The organism is Alteromonas sp. BZK5 (assembly GCF_014349115.1).
Lineage (GTDB): Bacteria > Pseudomonadota > Gammaproteobacteria > Enterobacterales > Alteromonadaceae > Alteromonas > Alteromonas macleodii.
Window position 1 is genome coordinate 17,096 of the sequence record NZ_JACSOE010000003.1, and the last position, 19,913, is coordinate 37,008.

Here is a 19,913-nt window from a genome sequence, read left to right on the forward strand (position 1 = left end):
CGCTATTCATCGCATTACTTTTAAACGGCAAAAGCGATTAAAAAGAAATAAGCAAAGTCACTTTAGCAATTAACATGTAGTAAAGTTATAGGGCTTTATGACTTAAAGACAAGGGGTTAGCTGTATACGATGCTTCTTCAATTAAAGCAAACCGTAAACGATTAATACCAGTAAGTGAGAGGCAGTTCATTGTGACTATACTGGCAGTAAGTAAGTGTTATTTGGGCAAGTCTGTCTGAGGTCTAATGCGAAGATAGCTTGCAAACTTTGGCTTTCCATTTTTCGTCAAACCGTAGTACTTAAAGGTTACCCAGCTACCGATAGCGGGCGGAGATTGGCGCTCATTTTCTGAAAAGCCCGTTCCTAATTTAAATTGAATGCCTTCTCGCGTTTCTACAAGAAGCGAGCCCATCATTCCCTTAAATCGTCCTTTTCCCGGAAGCAGTGCCAGTACTTTCCCTTCTGCATCTTCAAAGCGTTTTACTTTGAGTAACTTGTCACTTCGCCCGGATGTGTACAGCGCTTGTTCATGATGAAGCATTAACCCTTCTCCGCCTTCCTGGGTTACTTGCTCCAGCTTTTCATCAAGTGAAGCAATAGACGTAAGCTTAAATTGAGGGATAACTGCAAACGTTGGATTGGGTGTAGATTTACTTAGGCTGTTAAGCATGTTGAGTCGCCGACCAAAGGGCTCACCCATCATAGGCATGTCAAAGGCCATAAATCTAACTTTGGCCCAGCGTTTTGCAGATAGAGAATTTGCTGCGGCAATAGTGTCTGCTGAAGACACTGTGCTAGATGAAGCGTTAGCGACAGAATGCGGCTCGATGTTTGTCAGCGTTGAAAGCACAATAGAAGCCGTACGTTCAAACTCCCCTCTTCCTATCCAAAGTTCACCGTCAATAGTGGTTTCTGGCCAGTTAGCGGTGAACCATGTTGGCGCGAATATCTTGTTCCCATTACGGGTCAGTAATTCAGTACCGTTCCATCTTGCGCGAATACCGTCTAGCTTCTCACTAACCCAATAGTCAGCTACGTTAATATCAGTGCGACTTTGATCGTATTGCTTAGCAAGCTGCAGCCCCTCGACAGTATCGAGCATGTGATTAGCATTAACGTTAGCAATGGCGGTGATTGAAAGTACACATACAGCAGTCAAAAAGTTTCGCATCGGCTCTTCCTATAACGTGTTAACCTTTGCTTGCTTTAACGCTTTTAATAGAGAAGCAAAAACAAAGAAGGCAGAGTAAATTACTCTGCCTTCTTCGTTTTTATAACTGTACGTAGGAAGGTTTTTTCGCTTAATCGAAACGGCTCTAGTCGGTAATAATATCAATAGCTGAGATCAGCACGTCTTCGGCAAACGCTTCACCTGCCGTTCTTTCTTTATCACGTCGCAGTTTGTAAGTTTCCAAGCAAGCGTTTTTGTCTATTAATATAAACCTGATAGCCATCGTGCTCAGACGAACCAAGTGGTCTTCTGGCATCAGTTCATTGATATATACCGTTTCAAACTCGTATTGTTGTGGGGACTTTGGGGTTAGCATGGTGAACACTCCGAATTTCACTATGCCTATTAGATCAAAGCCCCAGACTTTCGTCTGGGGCTTTTTCAACAGTCTGAAGCCCCAACCGAGGTTGGGGCTTTTAAAGCGTTAAGTACTTATACGCGCTTAACGGCTACATCTGCTTCGAACTTAGGCTTAACTGCCAAGTCTTCAGAAGGTGGAGCAAACTTAGTTAGGTCAATGCCTGCAACCGCTTGCTTGTACTCTTCTGTCGTTGGGAAACGACCAAGAACCGTTGAAAGTACTACTAGCGGCGTAGAGCCTAGTAGTGATTCACCTTTCTTCTCAGCAGAGTCAGCTACAACACGACCTTGGAAAAGACGTGTAGATGTCGCGATAACTGTGTCGCCTGGCTCAGCTTTTTCTTGGTTACCCATACATAGGTTACATCCAGGACGCTCTAGGTAAAGAATGTTGTCGTACTTAGTACGCGCCGCTTCTTTAGGCTTAGCATCATCGAACTGGAAGCCTGCATATTTCGCTAGAACGTCCCAATCGCCTTCCGCTTTAAGCTCGTCAACAATGTTATATGTAGGTGGAGCTACAACTAGTGGTGCTTTGAATTCAACAGAACCGTTAAGCTTTTCTAGGTTACGCAGCATTTGCGCGATGATTTGCATGTCGCCTTTGTGCACCATACAAGAGCCAACGAAACCTAGGTCTACTGGCTTACCATCGTAGTAAGAAACTGGACGGATAACGTCGTGGGTATAACGCTTAGATACGTCTTCGTTGTTTACGTCTGGGTCAGCAATCATTGGCTCGTCGATTTGATCTAGATCGATAACCACTTCTGCGTAGTATTTCGCGTTGTCATCTGGCGCAAGCGCTGGCTCTTCACCAGACTTGATTTCAGCAATACGCTTATCAGCTAGATCAATTAGGCCTTGAAGCATGTTCGCTTCGTTGTCCATGCCCTTGTCGATCATGATTTGGATACGGCTCTTAGCAAGCTCAAGTGACGCAATCATAGTTTCGTTGTCAGAAATACAGATTGACGCTTTCGCTTTCATTTCTGCAGTCCAATCGGTGAACGTAAACGCTTGGTCAGCCAGCAGCGTACCAATTTGTACTTCAATGACACGGCCTTGGAATACATTCTCGCCAGCGAATTGCTTAAGCATTTGCGCTTGAGTAGCGTGAACCACGTCACGGAAGTCCATGTGTTCTTTCATGCTACCTTTAAAGGTCACTTTCACAGACTCTGGAATTGGCATTGCCGCTTCACCCGTTGCAAGTGCTAGTGCTACCGTACCTGAGTCAGCACCGAACGCCACGCCTTTCGACATACGCGTGTGTGAGTCACCACCAATGATGATAGCGCGGTCGTCTACCGTGATGTCGTTAAGCACTTTGTGGATAACGTCAGTCATTGCGTGGTAAACGCCTTTAGGGTCACGGGCTGTGATTACACCAAAGTTGTTCATGAATGACATTAGCTTAGGAATGTTAGCCTGTGCTTTCTTATCCCATACCGACGCCGTGTGACAACCTGACTGATATGCACCGTCAACAGTAGGTGAAATAGTCGATGCCGCCATTGACTCTAACTCTTGGCACGTCATTGGGCCGGTAGTGTCCTGAGAACCTACAATATTTACTTTAACGCGTACGTCAGAACCCGCGTGAAGTGGTGCGTCTGAGTTTACGCCTACCGCGTTGCGGTTAAAGATTTTTTCTACAGCAGTAAGGCCTTGGCCTTCGTGTGAAACCTCTTTTGATTGCGCGTAAACTGCTGGTGCTTCAACACCTAGTGTACGTGCAGCAAAAGATTGTAGCTGCTTACCGAAAACTACGGCGTAAGAACCACCCGCTTTCATGAACTCCATTTTCTGAGGAGTAAATGACGCTGATACGTCAGCAAGCTCTTCTGAACCGTTGTAAAGCTTCTTCGCTTTAGTATCGATAGTCAGTACCGTACCTGTTGCTACAGAATATGCTTCTTCTAGCACTGGGTCGCCGTTTGCATCGCGAACGATTTCACCATTTTCATCCGTCTTCTTAACCCAGTTTTTAAGGTCAAGACCAATACCGCCAGTTACGTCTACAGTAGTAAGGAAGATTGGTGCGATACCGTTAGTACCAGCAACAATTGGCGCTTTGTTTACAAATGGAATGTAAGGGCTTGTTGGCTCACCTGCCCATAGTGCAACGTTGTTCACACCAGACATACGAGATGAACCTACTCCCATTGTGCCTTTTTCAGCGATAAGCATCACTTTAGCATTCGGGTGCTTCTTACCAAGTTCAACAATTTCATGCTGCGCTTCAGGAGAGATCATGCACTGGCCGTGAAGTTCACGGTCGGCACGTGAGTGCGCTTGGTTACCTGGAGAAAGAAGGTCAGTTGAAATATCACCTTCAGCTGCAATGTAAGTCACAACTTCAATTTTCTCTGGTACTTCAGGAAGCTTGGTGAAGAACTCAGCTTTTGCGTAGCTCTCTAGTACGTCTTTAGCAATCGCGTTACCCGCTTTGTATGCTGTCTCTAAACGCTCAGTATCAGCTTCGTATAAATAAACCTGCGTTTTCAGTACTTCAGCCGCAGGCTTTGCAACCGCTTCATCGTCAGAAAGCGCAAGGTCTAGCAAAGCTTCTACCGATGGACCACCTTTCATGTGAGAAAGAAGCTCAAGTGCAAACTCAGGGGTGATTTCTTCTACTTTTTCTTCGCCAAGTACAATTTCTTTTAGGAATTGTGCTTTAACACCGGCAGCAGGTGTAGTACCCGGCAAGGTGTTATAGATAAAGAATTTTAGAGAGTCTTCGCGGTGCTCGTTTGTTGTATCTTTAATTTGAGCAATAATTTCAGACAGCAGATCTGCACTGTCGATTGGCTTAGGGTTAAGACCTAGTTCCGTTTTACGGGTTTCGATCTCTGCCAGATATTCTGAATACAAACTCATATAGTTCTCTCGGTCTTAGTTTTACTTGGGCGTAGTGTTAAGTCGGTCTTAGCTATACGCATATAAAAATGAGGGATATTTTAACCGATTTTTAGCGGTTACGTAATGACTGAAAGTAAACAGTTAGGTATTCACCCGCCTAAACGGTCGTTGTGTTAAAGCACGTAATTTTTTGCTAGAAAAACGCATTTTAATTAAAAGCAAAATTAAACCAACTATTTCAGACAGTTAGAATTAAATCATTTGAAATCAATGACAATATTTAGCTTGAATGGTTTGACCAATAAAGATAAATAATAGTGTTGCACTTATGACAGACATTCATTTTATTTATGGTGATACCAGTACAAATTACCATCAATTTTGAAACAAAATTTCATTTATTAATGTTTTCTGTGGCTAATTTTCTCTTGGCGATACCTTGATCACTCTTCCATTTTCACCATCGGTCAAAAGAAGCAGGTTACCTTGATGATCAAGCGCAATATCCCGCAGCCGTTCCCCAGGTCCCTCAAAAATTTTTGTAGAGATATATTCGTTCGATACGGCTCTAACTGCATACAAAGCTTTGGCTTTCAAACTGGTAACAAGTAACGTATTAGCTAGCATCGGGAAACGCCCATGGGAATAGTAGATCATGGAGGATGGCGCTATAGAAGGTGTCCAGTCTACAATGGGGCCAGTCATACCCGGATAGGTCGAAAAAGGCGAAATTCTAGCGCCGGAATAGTCTTTGCCTAGTGTAACAACTGGCCAACCATAATTTGCGCCTTGTTGTAAAAGGTTTACTTCATCACCGCCATCTGGGCCGTGCTCATGCAAAAATAGGTTGCCATCACTCCCCTCTACAAGTCCTTGGGGATTGCGGTGTCCAATACTAAAAATAAAGGGGTTATCAGGAAAAGGAGGGTTGGCCAACGGCTTGCCGTCTATTGTGAACCCTAGCACTTTTCCTAGTTGTGAACTGATAACTTGCGCTTGCTCGCGATAATCAAAGCCATCTCCTGTCGTAACCAAAAAGCCCTGTTTTGTGTGTAAAGCACTGCCCTCTAGTTGAAGCAGTTTCCCACCGTAGTGCACAGGCGTGTCTTTGGCTTGTGCCAGTGCTAACACTGGCTGAATGTTAGTAATGCCAGAAGTAAGGAAAAGCTGTCCTTTTACTATGGCAAGACGGTTTGCACTATCGTTCCCCTTGGAATAACTCAGCAACACGGTTCTGTCTTCAGGGAATTGCGAGGGTATAAGAAGATCGAGTACGCCTCCTTGCCCTTTGGTGTACAAGTCATCGAGCATTAAAGAAAACCGCGCACTTTCCCCCTTATTGTCAATAATTACCAGCTCACCATCTCGCGTTACTATCAATATATGGGTGCTTGCCTGAGCCTTATCGATAACCGTCGTTAAGGCCTTGGGAAACGCCAGTGAGGTAGCGATATCTTCTGTCATGACATGCTGGTCAAAATTTTCATAGGCCGTTAGATTTGAGCTACCTGCTTCACGTTGCTCAGTATTAGATGCGTGCTTTTGAGTGAGTTCAGAGGCAGTAGTTACGGCAAAAGCAGGAGCCAAAGCAGCTCCCAATAAAGAAAAAGCCAGTAAACTGATCATCGTACGCCATGACTTCATTGTGATTGTCCTCTTTTACTTAACATACTATGGTATACCCAATTGCCACGCTCAAACCATTTGAGGCCTGTTGAGTTTTGTTCTAATGCACTGTGCGACAAATCTTGGACTACAAAAATGAACAACCTAATACGACGCACTATTTTCCATTTTTTACCATCATGGGCCGTCGGCTTTCTACTAGCAAGTACGTTTCACTCGTGTGCCGTTTTAATCGGACTCATTCGAATTGATGTTGATATGAATCCAAGCGATTGGTTTTTCATGATATGGCAAGATGCACTAGGCCTTTTGCCTACTTACGGCGTGATTATTGCTGTTACCTTATTGTTGGCGTTCTTGGCGACACATTTCATTGTTAGGCGTCTTAATCAAAATGCTAGTGGCTCTTCCAACCGTACCCGATTTATTCTTTTCACAATAGCGGGAGGCCTGTCGTTCTTATTAATGCTCATTGCCATGCAGCCCATATTGAATGTGACCCTAATTGCAGGCGCTCGCACTACCTTAGGATTCTCCGCACAATGCATGGCAGGCATCTGTGCTGGTGGGCTATATAGTTACTTAAGTAATAGTTCTACAAACAATTGATAACTAAAAATTATAATACTAAATAACCCAACCCTAATGTAAATGAAAAGTTGAGTTTGCTACTGTAAGGCATAAACACCCTACTTACTTTGCCCTACTAGGAACAAGCAACATGATAACTTATCCTGATAACGTGACCTGCTTAGCCGATTATATTGAAAGCGTTTTGCAAAAATTTGCCGACAGGCCAGCGTATACGGCGCTTGGACAAACACTTACATTTGCCGAGATAGACCGTAAGTCATCAGCGCTAGCCCGCTACTTTGTTCACGAAGCTAAATTGTCTCCTGGTACCAAAGTCGCCATACAACTTCCTAATTTAATTCAAAACCCTATTGTTGTTTATGCTGCCTTACGCGCAGGCCTTGTTGTAGTAAATACAAACCCGCTTTATACCGAACGAGAGATGAAGCACCAGTTCACTGATAGTGGCGCGAAAGCTCTGGTTATTCTGGGTGATTTGCTCCCCAAATTCACTAGCATAAAAGATGATACTAGTATCGAAACCGTTATCACCACGTCGGCAACAGAGCTTTTAGACCCTAACACTGCACCAAACCTTGAAGGTACGGTTTCATTCACACAAGCAGTGGAGCTAGGCAATACACTGCCTGCATTTGCACGTCCTTCTATTGCTCTAGATGAACTCGCCATGTTGCAATACACCGGTGGTACTACAGGGGTATCGAAGGGCGCAGCCTTAAGTAATAAAAACATTTTAGCTAACTGCATCCAAATGCTCGACCGTATTGGTGAGGGCTTCAAAGATGGTGAAGAAGTATTGGTATGCCCATTACCGCTTTATCATATTTATGCATTTACGGTTGGAATGATGGCGCTCTTTGCCAAAGGTACTCAGATAATTCTTATACCCAATCCGCGGGATATCGACGGTTTCATTCAAACACTCAAGCCCCATAAAATTTCAGCATTCATGGGGATCAACACCTTGTTTGTTGGTCTTGGAAGACACCCTGAATTTACAAAGTTAGACTTTTCTAAATTACACCTCACGATGTCTGGCGGCACCGCACTTACTCAAGCCGCAGTATCCATTTGGCAAGACGTAACCGGGAACACCATCACCGAAGGCTATGGGCTATCAGAAACTGCGCCAGTTGTATCTTTTAACATTCCAGGTAAAGAAGAGATTGGCACGGTGGGGCACGAACTAGAAGGCACTGAAGTTGCGTTACTGGATAGCCATGATAAGCCGGTGGCCGAAGGCGAGTCGGGGCAAATTGCAGTTCGCGGACCTCAGGTTATGCTGGGTTATTGGAACCGAGACGACGAAACTGCCAAAGTCATGACCCAAGATGGCTTCTTTAAAACTGGGGACATTGGCATTCGCACCGAGTCTGGGGCAATTAAAATTGTAGATCGTTTAAAGGATATGATTATTGTCTCTGGGTTTAATGTCTATCCAAACGAGGTTGAAGATGTTCTTACAACGCACCCTAGCGTGATGGAAGCCGCAGTTGTGGGTAAACCCGATGAAAAGACAGGTGAGCGAGTGTGTGCATTTATTACTGTTTCAAGCGATGTATCGACACAAGACGTCATTGATTTCTGTAAACAGCGCCTCACAAATTACAAGATTCCTAAGTCGATCACGATACTTGACGAGCTACCAAAATCTACCGTCGGAAAAATTCTACGTAGAGAGCTTCGTTCGGCCTAATGACTCTCCCACTTGCGCCGCACATTCAGCGCGGCGCTTAATACCCAGTTTTACGCGTTTTCCATCGAAAAATCAGATATTTTTGTTTCAATACCTCAAGGCAAACCTGGCAAGGCGAAGTACATAGTCTGACTAAGTTGGGCGAGCCTTGGTACGTATTCACCACTCTGGTTCCCGTCATCAAGTCGTCGCCGCGGGTAGACCACCTAATTGCTATTGCCACCGATATATCAGAACAAAAGCTCCAAAAAGCGTACGACGAAGCCCAAAGTGCTTTTCCCTAGCGCATAAAAAAGGGTCGAATATTATTCGACCCTTTTAAATGATGTATTAACGAAAGTACGATTTTTAACTTGTACCTAGCTCAGCTGCAATGGCGTCTGCCTGACGCTTTTCGCCCTGCACAAACTGCTTCCATTGCTGTGCCATGGCACGACTTTTCTGATGCTTTTCTGCTTCAGCTAGCTGATTAAGCGCAAGGGCATATTGCTTCTTGTTGTAAAGTGCCATGCCTTTAATCAGGTAAACCAAACCAGGGTTTCTCAAATCGCCCTTTTCAACCGCTCGGTCTGCCGCAGCAATTGCATCGTCGAAACGCTCTTCATTAAGAAGAATTTGCGCTAACTGTGCATCCAACTCACCGTCTTCAGACAGTTCAGCAGCTTGCATCATAACGGGAATGGCTTTGTCTTGCTCTTTAGCAAGTGACCAGCTTTGGCCTAAGAACTTAAGGTTACGCAAGTTTTTCTCTAGCACACCGTCGTTCATCGCCTGCTCCATCAACTTAGCACCTTTGTAAGGTACGCGATGATAGTAATAAAGCTGCGCCATGTTAAACACATCAGCGGATGTATTAACGAACCCTCGCTGATAGGCGGTTTCCATAATAGCCAACTGCTTGCGCTCTTCTCCTAGCTCACCGTACATACCCGCTAGCTGGATCCAATACTTAGGCTCGTCAAATAGCTTCACCATTTTAACCAGAACGTCTTTAACCTTTTGAGGCTGCTTGAGTTCATAGAAAATAGCACGCTGAAGAATTAACCACCCTTCGTCAGGGATCATGCCTTCTGCTTCGTGGTCGGCAACGGCTTCAGAAATCCACGTTGCGGCTTGCTCGTACTGCTTATTCTGATAGTACGCTTGGGCCTTGATGACTTTGTTTTTCACCGGCACAGGGCCCGCATTAAGACTTTCCCAACGCTCTAAGTAAGTGATGGTATCGTCGTAATTACCCTGCATAAGGTTAAGCTGCGCCAAACTGAAAAGTGTAGTCATTTCGAACTTTTCAGGAATAGGCTGTTGCTCTACTACCTTGGCAAACGACTCCAACGCTTTTGCATAGTCTTCGTTGTTGTAATAAATGAAGCCGAAAAAGTTGTACATCATCGCTTTTTCGTAGGCGTTCATAGAATGAGACTTATCTTCCACTTCTTTCAAAATGGAAATAGCTTCTTCTACATTGCCCGCTTCATCAGCTGCCGTTTGTGCACGGGCTAGCTGCTCGTAGACTTTACCGCGAAGCGTAGGCACGCGACGGGTTTGCTTATCGCTAGCTTTTATCTCTTGTCCATCTTGCTGCTCAGCCTCTTGCGCTGTAGCGTTAGAAGCAATGAACATAGTAGGCACAGATACCGTGGCCGATGCAAATGCAAACGCCAGTGCACTAAGCAAGGTATTCGTTTGTTTTCTCATCATATTCTGTTACCCGTCAATTAGGAACGAAATACGGTTTTGTACACCAGACACTTCTGTTGCTTCACCGTTAACCACGCGAGGCTTATATTTGAACTTCATCGCCGCATCTATCGCCGCTTGTTCAAAAATACCTGAAGGATTCGCTTCAACAACAATTGGGTCGCGTACTGCGCCTTGCTTGGTTACCGTAAACTCAACAATAACGAAACCTTCAATACCCCGCTGAAGTGCACGTCGTGGATACACTGGCGCTACCTTAACGATAGGCAGATATTCACCGTCACCAGATTCAAGAGCCAAACCGCCCTCTAGCGAGATGTCGTCACCGACTTCAGCACCAAAGTCCATCGACGTACCTTCTGCATCTGGAGAAGGCGAGTCCATTTGAGGCTGCTCCATTTGCGGTGGCGGCTCTTCAGGCTTAGGTGGCTTCTTCGGCTTACGATCTTTTTTCTCAACCTGTTCATCCTGCTTAACCCTTACGAAGTCAAGCACGCTTCCCTTTGGCGGCTCAGTTAGTGCACTGCCACCCATCTTGATAAGCGATTGCATCAAGAAGAACAGGCCTAACGTGATCGCAAGGGAAATAACAAATGCGATTAAATATCGTGGCATGATTTATTGCTCTTGGGCTGCAATCGAAACATCGTAAACGCCAGCGGCTCGCGACGCGTCCATAACCTTAATCAGTGTTTCTGTTGTGGCTTTTTTGTCAGCCTGAATTACAACAGAACCCTGTGGGTTTTCTGCGCGAAGACGCTCAATGTTCGCTTGTACTGCGCGAACGTCGATACGGCGTTTGTTAATCCAAATTTCGCCTTTATCCGAAATAGCGATAAGGATATTAGCGCGGTCCTTTTTCACAGCAGTGGCTGCTTCTGGACGGTTAACATCGATACCCGCTTCTTTCACAAATGACGCAGTCACGATAAAGAAGATCAACATGATAAATACGACGTCCAGCATGGGCGTCATGTCGATGGCTGCTTCTTCTTCATCGACTAAGTTTTGAAAGTGCTGCTTCATAATAAATACCTTACCTTAACGCTTAGCTAGCATTAACGTTGAATAATCAATGCATCCTCAAGATGCGTGCGTTCTGATTTCACCATACGAGTTAACCAGGTAGCGGCGAATACCCCTGAAAGTGCGCCAACCATGCCAGCCATTGTGGGGATAGTGGCTTTCGATACACCTGAGGCCATTGAACGAGCATTACCTGAACCCGCAATTGCCATTACATCGAACACTTCAATCATACCGGTAACCGTTCCCATCAAGCCTAGCAGCGGACAAAGCGCAACCAGTGACTGGATAATTGGGATGCTGCCGTTTAGGCGCATGGTTAACTGTGAAATTGTTTTCTGACGAACCTGCTCTGCGAACCAAGAAGAGCGATCGGCACGTGCTGTCCACATTGCTATAGCTTCTTTCTTGGCTTGCTTGTGCCAAACCATCAGATACATCGCACGCTCGAGGATCAAAAGCCACATAACGAATATCAGCAGACCGATGACCAGGAGAACCTGGCCACCTGTTTCTGTGAAATCACGAATTGCTTCTAGAAACTCGATCATGATTAGCCTCGCTCAGCGCGCTCTGCAATTACGCCAGACGCCTGTTCTTGTAGGATGTACACAATGTTCTTAGAACGTGTGTTAAGCATTGCATAAAGCAGTGTCATTGGAATCGCTACAACTAGACCTAGTACTGTTGTTACAAGTGCTGTTGAAATACCACCTGCCATCAGTTTCGGGTCACCCGTACCAAACAAGGTGATAGCCTGGAAGGTGTTGATCATACCGGTTACCGTACCTAGTAGACCCATAAGCGGCGCTACAACAGAGATAATTTTAATGATAGTTAGGTTACGACCTAACTTAGGCACTTCGCCCAAAATCGCTTCTGTAAGGTGAAGTTCAAGTGCTTCAACGTCGGCGTCTGGGTGCTCGTCACGTACTTTAAGTACACGGCCAAGCGGGTTGTTTGTGTTTACTTCTTTGCTCTTAAGCTGTTTGTTCACTTTCATGCGAATAAGCGTCAGCGTTACAAGACGCTCAAGGGCAAGTAGAAGACCGAATGCACCAACGATAAGAATGATGTAACCTACAACACCGCCCTGCTCTACACGCTCTTGAAGGTTAGGCGCTTGAACAAGAAGACCTAGGATTGAACCACCCGTTGGGTCGATACCGAACTGCACTAATTCACCACTTGATGCTTGTAGTTCAGCAGCAGAATCCATGTAACGGTCAGCAGGCTGACGTACAAGTTCAGATACTGTACCTGTTACACCGTTGTACTCTAGGTATTTACCATCAGCAACAAGTGCAAAAGGACCTACGCGAACAACAGACTTATTCACTTTTTCACCGCCCGCTTCAACAACGTCTGTCTTGAACGTAGTGACTTTACCGGCTTCAGTCATTTCGCGCTGCATTTCAAACCAAACGCGCTCAATTTCTTCAATTGATGCAAGTTTTGAGCTTGAACCCATGTCTTGTGCCATCTTATCAAGGAAGTCAGCACGGCCAGGGATTTGTGCAGAAACCACTGAGTTATAGAATTTGTTTTTGGTGTCGCCAGCGATTTGCTGAAGCACACCGAATAGCTCTTTAAGTGAACCGAGACGTGTGTCTAGTGCGCCGTTTAAGTCAGCCAGTTTGAATTCGTTTTCTTCGAACTGAGTTTCAAGCTGCTCTGATTGTGCAAGCATTTGGTCGCGCTTTTCACGAGTTTCGCGAAGAATGCGATCTTGCTCTGCACGTTGCGCTTGGAAATCACGCTCGCGCTGTTTGTTTTGCTGAGACTGTGCGAACTGACCTTCTTCTAGTTGCTTAAGAAGTGCGTCTAAGTCCATGGCACGGTCGCTTTGTGCGAAAGCACCAACGCTGATGCTAAGGGCTGCTAGACCAACAGCGATACGTTTTACTGTGTTAAACATTCTCATCAACCTCTTAGTCTGTAATTGCCACTGGCAGCATTAGCAAGTCTGGCGCAAGTTGCTTCTTCGCCATGCGCAGACCTTTTGTAATTTGTGTACGGTAGCTGCTATCAAGCTCTTCCCACTGACGAGTTTGCTTGTTCCAAACACCCTGCATGCTTGCATCACGTGTTTGATAAATTAGCGCTGTGCGACCAAGGCGTAGGAATTCAACGTCACGCTCTTGACCGTTAATTGAATGAATACCGCTGTACGCCTCCATGGTGCGGCCGTAGTCCATCTCTACCTGATACGCTTCCATTACGCGGCGGAATTTCTCAGACGCAGCAACGTCGGCACGGTCCATCATGGCGCGAAGGTCAGCTACGCGATTTGCGCGCTCTTCTGGAAGGAAAGGTACGTCTAGCGCAACAAACTGCTCTAGGCCGTCAATCATGCGCATCATTAGTGGCGTGATTTGACGCTCAACAACAGACACTTCATCAATAGCAGCATTTAGGTCTGCCATTTCTTGTTCTTGGTTATTGATTTGCTTACGAAGCTGAGTGTTATAAACCTCAAGGCCTTCGATTTCTTTCATCAATGTTTTGAACTGTTGAAGTTTGCTGTCGATTTGATCGGTAATACCGTTAATCTTTTCTTGCGATTTCGCCGCTGACTCGTTTATTTTCGCTGCCTCATCGACAACGGGTTTTAAGACTTCATCGTCTTGTGCAAGCACGGGTGTCGCTGCTAGCGCACCTGCCACAAGCAAGGCATTGATAAGCTTCATACATTCAAACCTTTAAAGTTAAAAGAAATCGGTTGTATCCGACTATAAATTTCTGCGCGTAGGATAGGAGTTTTCTGTGACAGTTTTATTACGAAACTGTCATAAATAGACCAAAAGTGTCATCTATTGCACATAAAAAAGGCCGCTGGTTAGCGGCCTTTGTAATAAGTTAAGGTTTAGAAGTCATATTTATATGACAACCTAATACCTGTACCCCTTGTCTCCGACCTAAGCAACGTATCATTGAATTCAATTTCACGATCTTCACCTAGAATATTTTGAACGCGTAATGTGACAGTGCTATTAAAGTCTGGGTAATACTTGTACACCATATCAAGTGAATGGAATGGTTGTTCGAAGTTATCGTCGAAACCGTCGATACCCGGAATTAGAATACGCTCACCAAATACGTTGTAGACGAGTGAGGCAGAGTGTTCACCGTTATCTGAGTCATAACCCAACTGCATGTTAAGTACATACTGAGAGTGACCCGTCATACGACGCTCAACATTAGTAATCGCCGCAGAAACACCGGTTTGCTCAACAATATTCTGACGATCTAATACGATTTCAGAATCACTGACAGTGATGTTACCTGTAGTAAACAAGTTGTCCCAGATACCGTCACCAATAAAGGCCAAATCTTGTAGGAATTCAACTTCGACACCATAAACCTCACCAGATTCTGCGTTAGCAATACGAATTAGCGGTGGACCATCCTGAGCTGGAGACTGTACCGATTCAATTGGCGCTTCCATGTCTTTGTAGAATAAGCCTACCGATACGTTGTTGCCTGCTTCACGGTACCATTCCCAACGTAAATCATAGTTAATGATATCTGTTGTGCTTACACCAGGTGTACCTGCAATCGGGAAGTTAGTTAATGGGTCTAGGTAAGTTGCTGATGACACTTCACGAAGATCAGGACGCACAACTGTTTGACCGATGCTCGCTCTTAACTGCATATCGTCTTCTAAGAAGTAAGTTACAGCAAGCGCTGGATAAAACCCGTCTTCTTGAAACGCTAGCTGTGAACGATCTGCTTCATCACTCAAGTCAAATTGGTTTGTTCGCGGATCCAATGGCGCCACTACCTGACGGAAGTCTTCATAACGGGCACCACCAGTGAAACGCCACTTGTTGTCATAGAAGAAATCAGCTTCTAGATAGTACGCATCAATTTTTTGACCCGCTACATAGTCATCACCAGCAATAGTCGTATCACGAATGATAGGTCGGCTAGACAAAGACAGGGTGTCTAAAACGCTGTCGCTGAAGATTTCGCTAAAGTCGTTACCATCTAATATTGAACGGTCTTCAACACCTAACGTATTGATATCGAAACGGCGGTTTTCTGCAGTACGAGTTTTGGTTACAAAGCTTGCACCCACTTTGTACTCAGTTTCCCACTTACCCATTGTCATCGGGTAAGTCACGTTATAGCCAAAGTTCTCCAAGCGGTCGTGAAGATTTTGGAAAGTATAACGAGCAGCAGTTTGTGCATCAGATAAGAAGATTTCGTTTTCATCGTCAAAAATACCATCTTCATTCACATCTTCCATAACGAAGCGTGCATTGAAGTTACCTGGCGCATAGCGTACCGAGCGGCCTAATGAGTATGTCCAGTCAATACCCATGAAGTTTAGCTCTGGGATTGTATGCTGGCCTTTAAGTTGATTGGTATATAGCGAGCGTTCTTCGTACTGAACATCAATATCTCTAATACGCAAGCCTTCTGCTTGGTTCAGGTTTTCAGTATTACCGAACATCTCGCGGATTTCGTCGCGCGTATCGTTTAGCACGATAAGGCTATAATCAATACGATGTTGACGGTTATAGTCTACACCTAGTGTTAATAGTGAAGACCAAGTCACCGTTTGCTCTGTACCTTGGATATCATCAAAGAAGCGTACATTGATAATGTCATCGCCGACTAAGTCAGGGTCTTGTAGCTCGTATTCTTCAGAAGAGCGGGTTTGGGCTGAATAACGTGAAGTTACCAAAAAGCCAAAGCGCCAGTCGTCATCGTAATCATAGCTGTCACCATAAGTGACATTAACGCGCATGTCAGGATCGGCAGACTCTCTTTCTAGCCCGTATTCTCTATTAACACCTTTGAATAGTTCTAATGCTTCTTCTGGCTCAAGATCGTCTAAGAAATTTTTTGAATCCCAACGTTCTTGAATAGCTGCTGAAACGCCACGAGTACCGTCGTCTTCACCTGTCCAATCGCGTCCACCACCAGCATAATCTAACACATCACCAGAGTTTTCCGTATCGATACCAACCGCAGCCGATACGTTGAAAACACGCTGTGTAGGTATAGATTTCAATCGGATATTTACGTTACCACCACCGAATGCCGCGGGCATAGATGGTGAATACGATTTCTGAACCGCAAGGCTTTCGATAATGCTCGACGGGAACAAGTCGAGAGGGATAACGTTACGCGTTGGATCTGGGCTTGGCACGATTGCGCCGTTTAATTGTGTTGATGAGTAACGCTCACCAAGGCCACGAACATAGATGAAACGACCATCTACAAGTGTTAGACCAGTTACACGGCGAAGTGCGCCCGCAGCGTCACTGTCACCAGTACGAGCTATCTGCTCAGCACCCATGATGTCAGCTACGAAGGCTTGATTTTTACGTTCTTCCATTACTGCTGTCGCGGTACCTTTTAAGCGCGTACCGGTAGCGACAACTTCCTCAATCACTTCTTCTTCGTTTGATTGAGCGTTGGCTATAGTCGTTGGAAACAAAATGCTTGCTGCAACGGCTAAGCTAATGGGCTTTAGAAGAAACCTGTTAGCAGGTCTGTTCATGATGAACCTCTTTAGAAAGGAATACTTTCACGATAATTATTCGTGTTTTACAAACTTAAAAGCAAGTGCGCCACTTTTGCAACGCACTTGCTTGTTTTTAGCTATGCGAACTGAGTCTTATTCAAGACCAACAGTCCATCCCGCAGTCCAGTCGTTATCAGCGTCTTTAACTGCGCCGATAAAGTCTACTGAAGAGAAGAAGCTGTCTAGCGTCGATACGTCAGTCGCTACTGTTGCATCTACTGTGTAAATACCGTTAAGTACTGTTGCAGTGTTATCAAGTAGGCTGTTACCTGCCTGCGCAGTGAACCAATCTTCTTGACTAAAGTCGCCAGAGTCTTTGATGTTTTCAGCACACGCTAGTACAGATGTTTCAAAAGTAAGCTGAGGCGTGTTGGTACCATCCATGTTAGCAAGTAGCGTAGTATCGCCATCGCTTAAGTCGGCTTCAAAACACTCACCCATACCCGCTGGACCAGTTACAACAAAGTTGTAAAGTTGTGCATTAGTTTGGTCGCGAAGTAGAACACCTTCAGAGTCTGCATCAGCAGTGTCGAACTCGTTACCAATGATAGTCATGTTAGCAACCATAGGGTTAGAGAACGCTGTGCCGTCGCCGCCGTCACCGTCGCCTTCAATTGCGCGGTTAGCATCAGAGTTATCTTCAGCGTGCTTAACAAGTACAAACTGAAGCTTACCTACGTAGCCGTTATCCCAGTCTACTGAGTCATCTTGAATGCCTGTTAGCGTAAGATACTTAACGTTTACTGCACCACCGAAGAACTCAACACCGTCGTCTGCGTTTTTGTGAACTTGTACATACTCAACAGTAGTACCAGAACCCACACCGCCAAACGTAATACCGTTTAGTTCGTTATCTGGTGCAATTTCAAAACCACCGTGCATTACGCGAACGTAGCGAAGTGTACCAGAGCTATCTGTGTTGTCAGTTCCGCCGAAAACTGCACCTTCTTGTGCACCTTCAACTTGAAGTGAACAATCTGTACCGTCTTGAGGACACTTAGTTGATTCGCCGTTACCTAGAACGATCATGCCGCCCCATTGTCCAGCTTCACCCGCCTCAAGGCCGCCAACAACGTGGTCACGTGATGTGAAAGTAATTGGGTTTTCAGCAGTACCGTTTGCATTGATTTCTGAGTCACGGCTAATTACTAGGTAGTCGTTACCAGATGCGCCATAAACAGTTACGCCTGGCTCAACAGTAAGGGTTGCGCTGTTTTCTTTATCACCACCTACGAATACTGCACCTGAAAGCGCGTAGAAATTACCTTCTGTAAGCGTTAGGTCAGACGTGATAGTACCAGACACTTCACACGTAGTAGTTGAACCGTCTACTGGCGTAATTGACGTTGTACCTGATGGACAGCCAGAAGCAGATTGTGCTAGTTCGATGTTACCGCCACCAAAACCAAAAGCCCAACCTTGACGCCAGTCATCTTCACCAATCGCACCGATGAATGTGTTTGCTTCAAAGAAAGTATCAAGCAATGTAGATGCGTCGCCACCAGCAGTAAGAAGCGCACTTTCTGCTGTAAGTGTACCGTCTGGGTTAAGACCAAGATTTGCACGGTCTTCAAATGCGATTAGCTGATTACCTTCTTGGCCTGTGAACCATGTTTCAAGGTCTACTGCACCCTCTGGCGTGTTGAACGGCTCAGAACAAGCAATCGCTGAGTAAGTCATGGTTAGATCACCGTCAGAAAGGTTAGCTTGAACCGTTTCGTCTGTGTCCATTTCTAAACACTCGCCCATTGCTTCTGGACCAGTGATTAGGAAGTTCATTAGGTTTGCGCCAGTTTGGTCGCGAAGTAGAAGACCTTCAGAGTCAGCGTCAGCAGTGTCGAAAGTGTTACCGATAACTGTCATGTTAGCGAGCATTGGCTTAGAGAATTCTAGACCGTCACCACCGTCGCCGTCACCTTCAATACCGCGGTTTGCGTCAGAGTTGTCAGCGGCATGCTGAACATAAACATACTGAAGCTTACCTTTATAACCGTTGTCCCAGTCTACTGAGTCATCTTGGTTAGCTGTTAAAACTAAGTGTTTCGCGTTTACCGCGCCACCGAAGAATTCTACACCGTCATCAGCGTTGCTGTGTACTTGTACATAATCAACTTCTGTACCTGAGCCAACACCACCAAACGTAATACCGTTAAGTTCGTTGTCTGGCGCAATTTCAAAACCAGCGTATTTCACTACTACGTATTTAAGGATACCAGAGCTGTCTGTATCGTCTGTACCACCAAATACTGCACCCTCTTCTGCACCTTCAACCTGAAGCGCACAATCAGAACCGTCTTGCGGGCATTTAGTCGATGTACCGTTACCAAGAATAACCACACCACCCCATTGACCAGCACCAACTTCGTCGCCTACAACATCATTGAATGAAGTCATGATGATTGGAGAAGATGCTGTACCTTCTGCTTCAATTTTAGAGTCACGGCTAACTACAAGGTAATCTGCACCAGTGCGACCAAAGATGACTGTACCTTCTTCGATTGCTAGCGTTACGCTGTCTGCTTTGTCGTTACCAATAAATACTGGACCTTCAAGTGCCCACACTGTGTCATTAGTTAGCGTGATAACGCCTTGATCGTCAGCATCATCAGCTGTTAAACGACCAGAAAGAACGCGTACTTCAACCGACTGGCCGAACGCATCAGAAACTTCACCACTTAGGAAAGAGCTTACTTCACCTGGAGCTGTATCATCTGAACCAGTATCGCCACCAGTATCGCCACCAGTGTTTCCACCGTTATTATTAGTTACGCTGTTATCAATATCACCTTCACTGATATTAATATCGCCGCCACAGCCTGCTAGAACAAGTGCAGTAGCAATAGCTGAAGCCTTGAAAAGTTGCTTAAGTTCCATGTGTTTCTCCAGGTACGGTATAGTTATGGATTTTGAAAACGCGGAAACTTTAACTGAGGTAGATGACACATTTGTTACATTAAGTCGCTGTAACAAAAGTTTCATAGAAAAAGTTCAATTTTGGGCTAAAAAAACGTTTAGAAGACTTACTTTGGCAACTGGGGATTTGTTTTTTGTATATTTTTCCAAAACTTAATTGGTAAAAACCTGAATTTATTGACCGAACGTAGACTCTATTTTTTGTCAACCGCCCCCTTCTTTCAATCCCAATTAGTCAGTTTTCGTCAATATACTCTTTTGATTTGTGACGCAATTATGACATAGCAGGTAGAGTGAAGTAGACTTTAAAAAGGCTTCCACCTAAAAAACTTGTTGATTTGTTCAGCGGCATTAGAGTGGTTAGC

Annotated in this window: 14 protein-coding genes; 2 read left to right on the forward strand and 12 right to left on the reverse strand. The window is 45.1% G+C overall.

The window, feature by feature from the left end:
* Positions 1–217: 217 nt before the first annotated feature.
* The 4 genes from BIZ39_RS01620 to BIZ39_RS01635 all read right to left on the reverse strand — a co-directional run bounded on the left by BIZ39_RS01620 (position 218) and on the right by BIZ39_RS01635 (position 6,100).
* The gene (locus BIZ39_RS01620) at positions 218–1,171 is read right to left on the reverse strand and encodes a DNA ligase (RefSeq protein WP_187446185.1); all 954 of its coding nucleotides are present in this window, start codon (positions 1,169–1,171) and stop codon (positions 218–220) included.
* A gap of 145 nt (positions 1,172–1,316) precedes the next feature.
* On the reverse strand, positions 1,317–1,547 hold the full coding sequence (locus BIZ39_RS22135; RefSeq protein ID WP_239218738.1) for a hypothetical protein: 231 nt from the start codon (positions 1,545–1,547) through the stop codon (positions 1,317–1,319).
* A gap of 116 nt (positions 1,548–1,663) precedes the next feature.
* Positions 1,664–4,474 carry a bifunctional aconitate hydratase 2/2-methylisocitrate dehydratase gene (locus tag BIZ39_RS01630; protein WP_187446186.1) on the reverse strand — a complete coding sequence of 937 codons (2,811 nt, stop codon included), beginning with the start codon at positions 4,472–4,474 and terminating at the stop codon, positions 1,664–1,666.
* Positions 4,475–4,873: 399 nt separating this feature from the next.
* Positions 4,874–6,100, reverse strand: a complete 1,227-nt coding sequence (locus BIZ39_RS01635; protein ID WP_187446187.1) for a PQQ-dependent sugar dehydrogenase — start codon at positions 6,098–6,100, stop codon at positions 4,874–4,876.
* Positions 6,101–6,217: 117 nt separating this feature from the next.
* On the opposite strand from BIZ39_RS01635, the gene BIZ39_RS01640 reads away from it, so the two are divergent.
* Together BIZ39_RS01640 and BIZ39_RS01645 are read left to right on the forward strand one after the other, a co-directional pair.
* Entirely contained in the window at positions 6,218–6,691 is a 474-nt protein-coding gene (locus tag BIZ39_RS01640) for a hypothetical protein (protein WP_239218740.1), read from the forward strand.
* A gap of 112 nt (positions 6,692–6,803) precedes the next feature.
* On the forward strand, positions 6,804–8,372 hold the full coding sequence (locus BIZ39_RS01645) for an AMP-binding protein (RefSeq protein WP_187446188.1): 1,569 nt from the start codon (positions 6,804–6,806) through the stop codon (positions 8,370–8,372).
* A 348-nt stretch (positions 8,373–8,720) separates the two neighbouring features.
* On the opposite strand, the gene BIZ39_RS01650 is transcribed toward BIZ39_RS01645, so the two are convergent.
* The 8 genes from BIZ39_RS01650 to BIZ39_RS01685 all read right to left on the reverse strand — a co-directional run bounded on the left by BIZ39_RS01650 (position 8,721) and on the right by BIZ39_RS01685 (position 19,509).
* Entirely contained in the window at positions 8,721–10,070 is a 1,350-nt protein-coding gene (locus tag BIZ39_RS01650; protein ID WP_014948291.1) for a tetratricopeptide repeat protein, read from the reverse strand.
* Positions 10,071–10,076: 6 nt separating this feature from the next.
* A complete protein-coding gene (locus BIZ39_RS01655; protein ID WP_075175980.1) occupies positions 10,077–10,685 on the reverse strand; it encodes an energy transducer TonB in 609 nt (202 codons plus the stop codon).
* Between the two features lie 3 nt (positions 10,686–10,688).
* A complete protein-coding gene (locus BIZ39_RS01660; RefSeq protein WP_014948289.1) occupies positions 10,689–11,096 on the reverse strand; it encodes an ExbD/TolR family protein in 408 nt (135 codons plus the stop codon).
* Between the two features lie 32 nt (positions 11,097–11,128).
* Complete coding sequence (locus BIZ39_RS01665; protein ID WP_012517279.1) at positions 11,129–11,647, reverse strand: MotA/TolQ/ExbB proton channel family protein; 519 nt, start codon at positions 11,645–11,647, stop codon at positions 11,129–11,131.
* Positions 11,648–11,649: 2 nt separating this feature from the next.
* On the reverse strand, positions 11,650–13,014 hold the full coding sequence (locus BIZ39_RS01670; protein WP_014948288.1) for a MotA/TolQ/ExbB proton channel family protein: 1,365 nt from the start codon (positions 13,012–13,014) through the stop codon (positions 11,650–11,652).
* A 13-nt stretch (positions 13,015–13,027) separates the two neighbouring features.
* The gene (locus BIZ39_RS01675; protein ID WP_014948287.1) at positions 13,028–13,786 is read right to left on the reverse strand and encodes a DUF3450 domain-containing protein; all 759 of its coding nucleotides are present in this window, start codon (positions 13,784–13,786) and stop codon (positions 13,028–13,030) included.
* Between the two features lie 176 nt (positions 13,787–13,962).
* Entirely contained in the window at positions 13,963–16,611 is a 2,649-nt protein-coding gene (locus BIZ39_RS01680; protein ID WP_168533576.1) for a TonB-dependent receptor domain-containing protein, read from the reverse strand.
* Positions 16,612–16,728: 117 nt separating this feature from the next.
* The gene (locus tag BIZ39_RS01685; protein WP_020742896.1) at positions 16,729–19,509 is read right to left on the reverse strand and encodes a hypothetical protein; all 2,781 of its coding nucleotides are present in this window, start codon (positions 19,507–19,509) and stop codon (positions 16,729–16,731) included.
* Between the last annotated feature and the right edge of the window lie 404 nt (positions 19,510–19,913).

What these genes read in the sequence shown, in the direction of transcription:
- BIZ39_RS01670 (WP_014948288.1), bottom strand. Translation starts at nt 13,014, where the DNA reads ATGTTTAACACAGTAAAACGTATCGCTGTTGGTCTAGCAGCCCTTAGC.
- BIZ39_RS01645 (WP_187446188.1), top strand. Translation starts at nt 6,804, where the DNA reads ATGATAACTTATCCTGATAACGTGACCTGCTTAGCCGATTATATTGAA.
- BIZ39_RS01675 (WP_014948287.1), bottom strand. Translation starts at nt 13,786, where the DNA reads ATGAAGCTTATCAATGCCTTGCTTGTGGCAGGTGCGCTAGCAGCGACA.
- BIZ39_RS01680 (WP_168533576.1), bottom strand. Translation starts at nt 16,611, where the DNA reads ATGAACAGACCTGCTAACAGGTTTCTTCTAAAGCCCATTAGCTTAGCC.
- BIZ39_RS01660 (WP_014948289.1), bottom strand. Translation starts at nt 11,096, where the DNA reads ATGAAGCAGCACTTTCAAAACTTAGTCGATGAAGAAGAAGCAGCCATC.
- BIZ39_RS01640 (WP_239218740.1), top strand. Translation starts at nt 6,218, where the DNA reads ATGAACAACCTAATACGACGCACTATTTTCCATTTTTTACCATCATGG.
- BIZ39_RS22135 (WP_239218738.1), bottom strand. Translation starts at nt 1,547, where the DNA reads ATGCTAACCCCAAAGTCCCCACAACAATACGAGTTTGAAACGGTATAT.
- BIZ39_RS01665 (WP_012517279.1), bottom strand. Translation starts at nt 11,647, where the DNA reads ATGATCGAGTTTCTAGAAGCAATTCGTGATTTCACAGAAACAGGTGGC.
- BIZ39_RS01685 (WP_020742896.1), bottom strand. Translation starts at nt 19,509, where the DNA reads ATGGAACTTAAGCAACTTTTCAAGGCTTCAGCTATTGCTACTGCACTT.
- BIZ39_RS01630 (WP_187446186.1), bottom strand. Translation starts at nt 4,474, where the DNA reads ATGAGTTTGTATTCAGAATATCTGGCAGAGATCGAAACCCGTAAAACG.
- BIZ39_RS01620 (WP_187446185.1), bottom strand. Translation starts at nt 1,171, where the DNA reads ATGCGAAACTTTTTGACTGCTGTATGTGTACTTTCAATCACCGCCATT.
- BIZ39_RS01650 (WP_014948291.1), bottom strand. Translation starts at nt 10,070, where the DNA reads ATGATGAGAAAACAAACGAATACCTTGCTTAGTGCACTGGCGTTTGCA.
- BIZ39_RS01655 (WP_075175980.1), bottom strand. Translation starts at nt 10,685, where the DNA reads ATGCCACGATATTTAATCGCATTTGTTATTTCCCTTGCGATCACGTTA.
- BIZ39_RS01635 (WP_187446187.1), bottom strand. Translation starts at nt 6,100, where the DNA reads ATGAAGTCATGGCGTACGATGATCAGTTTACTGGCTTTTTCTTTATTG.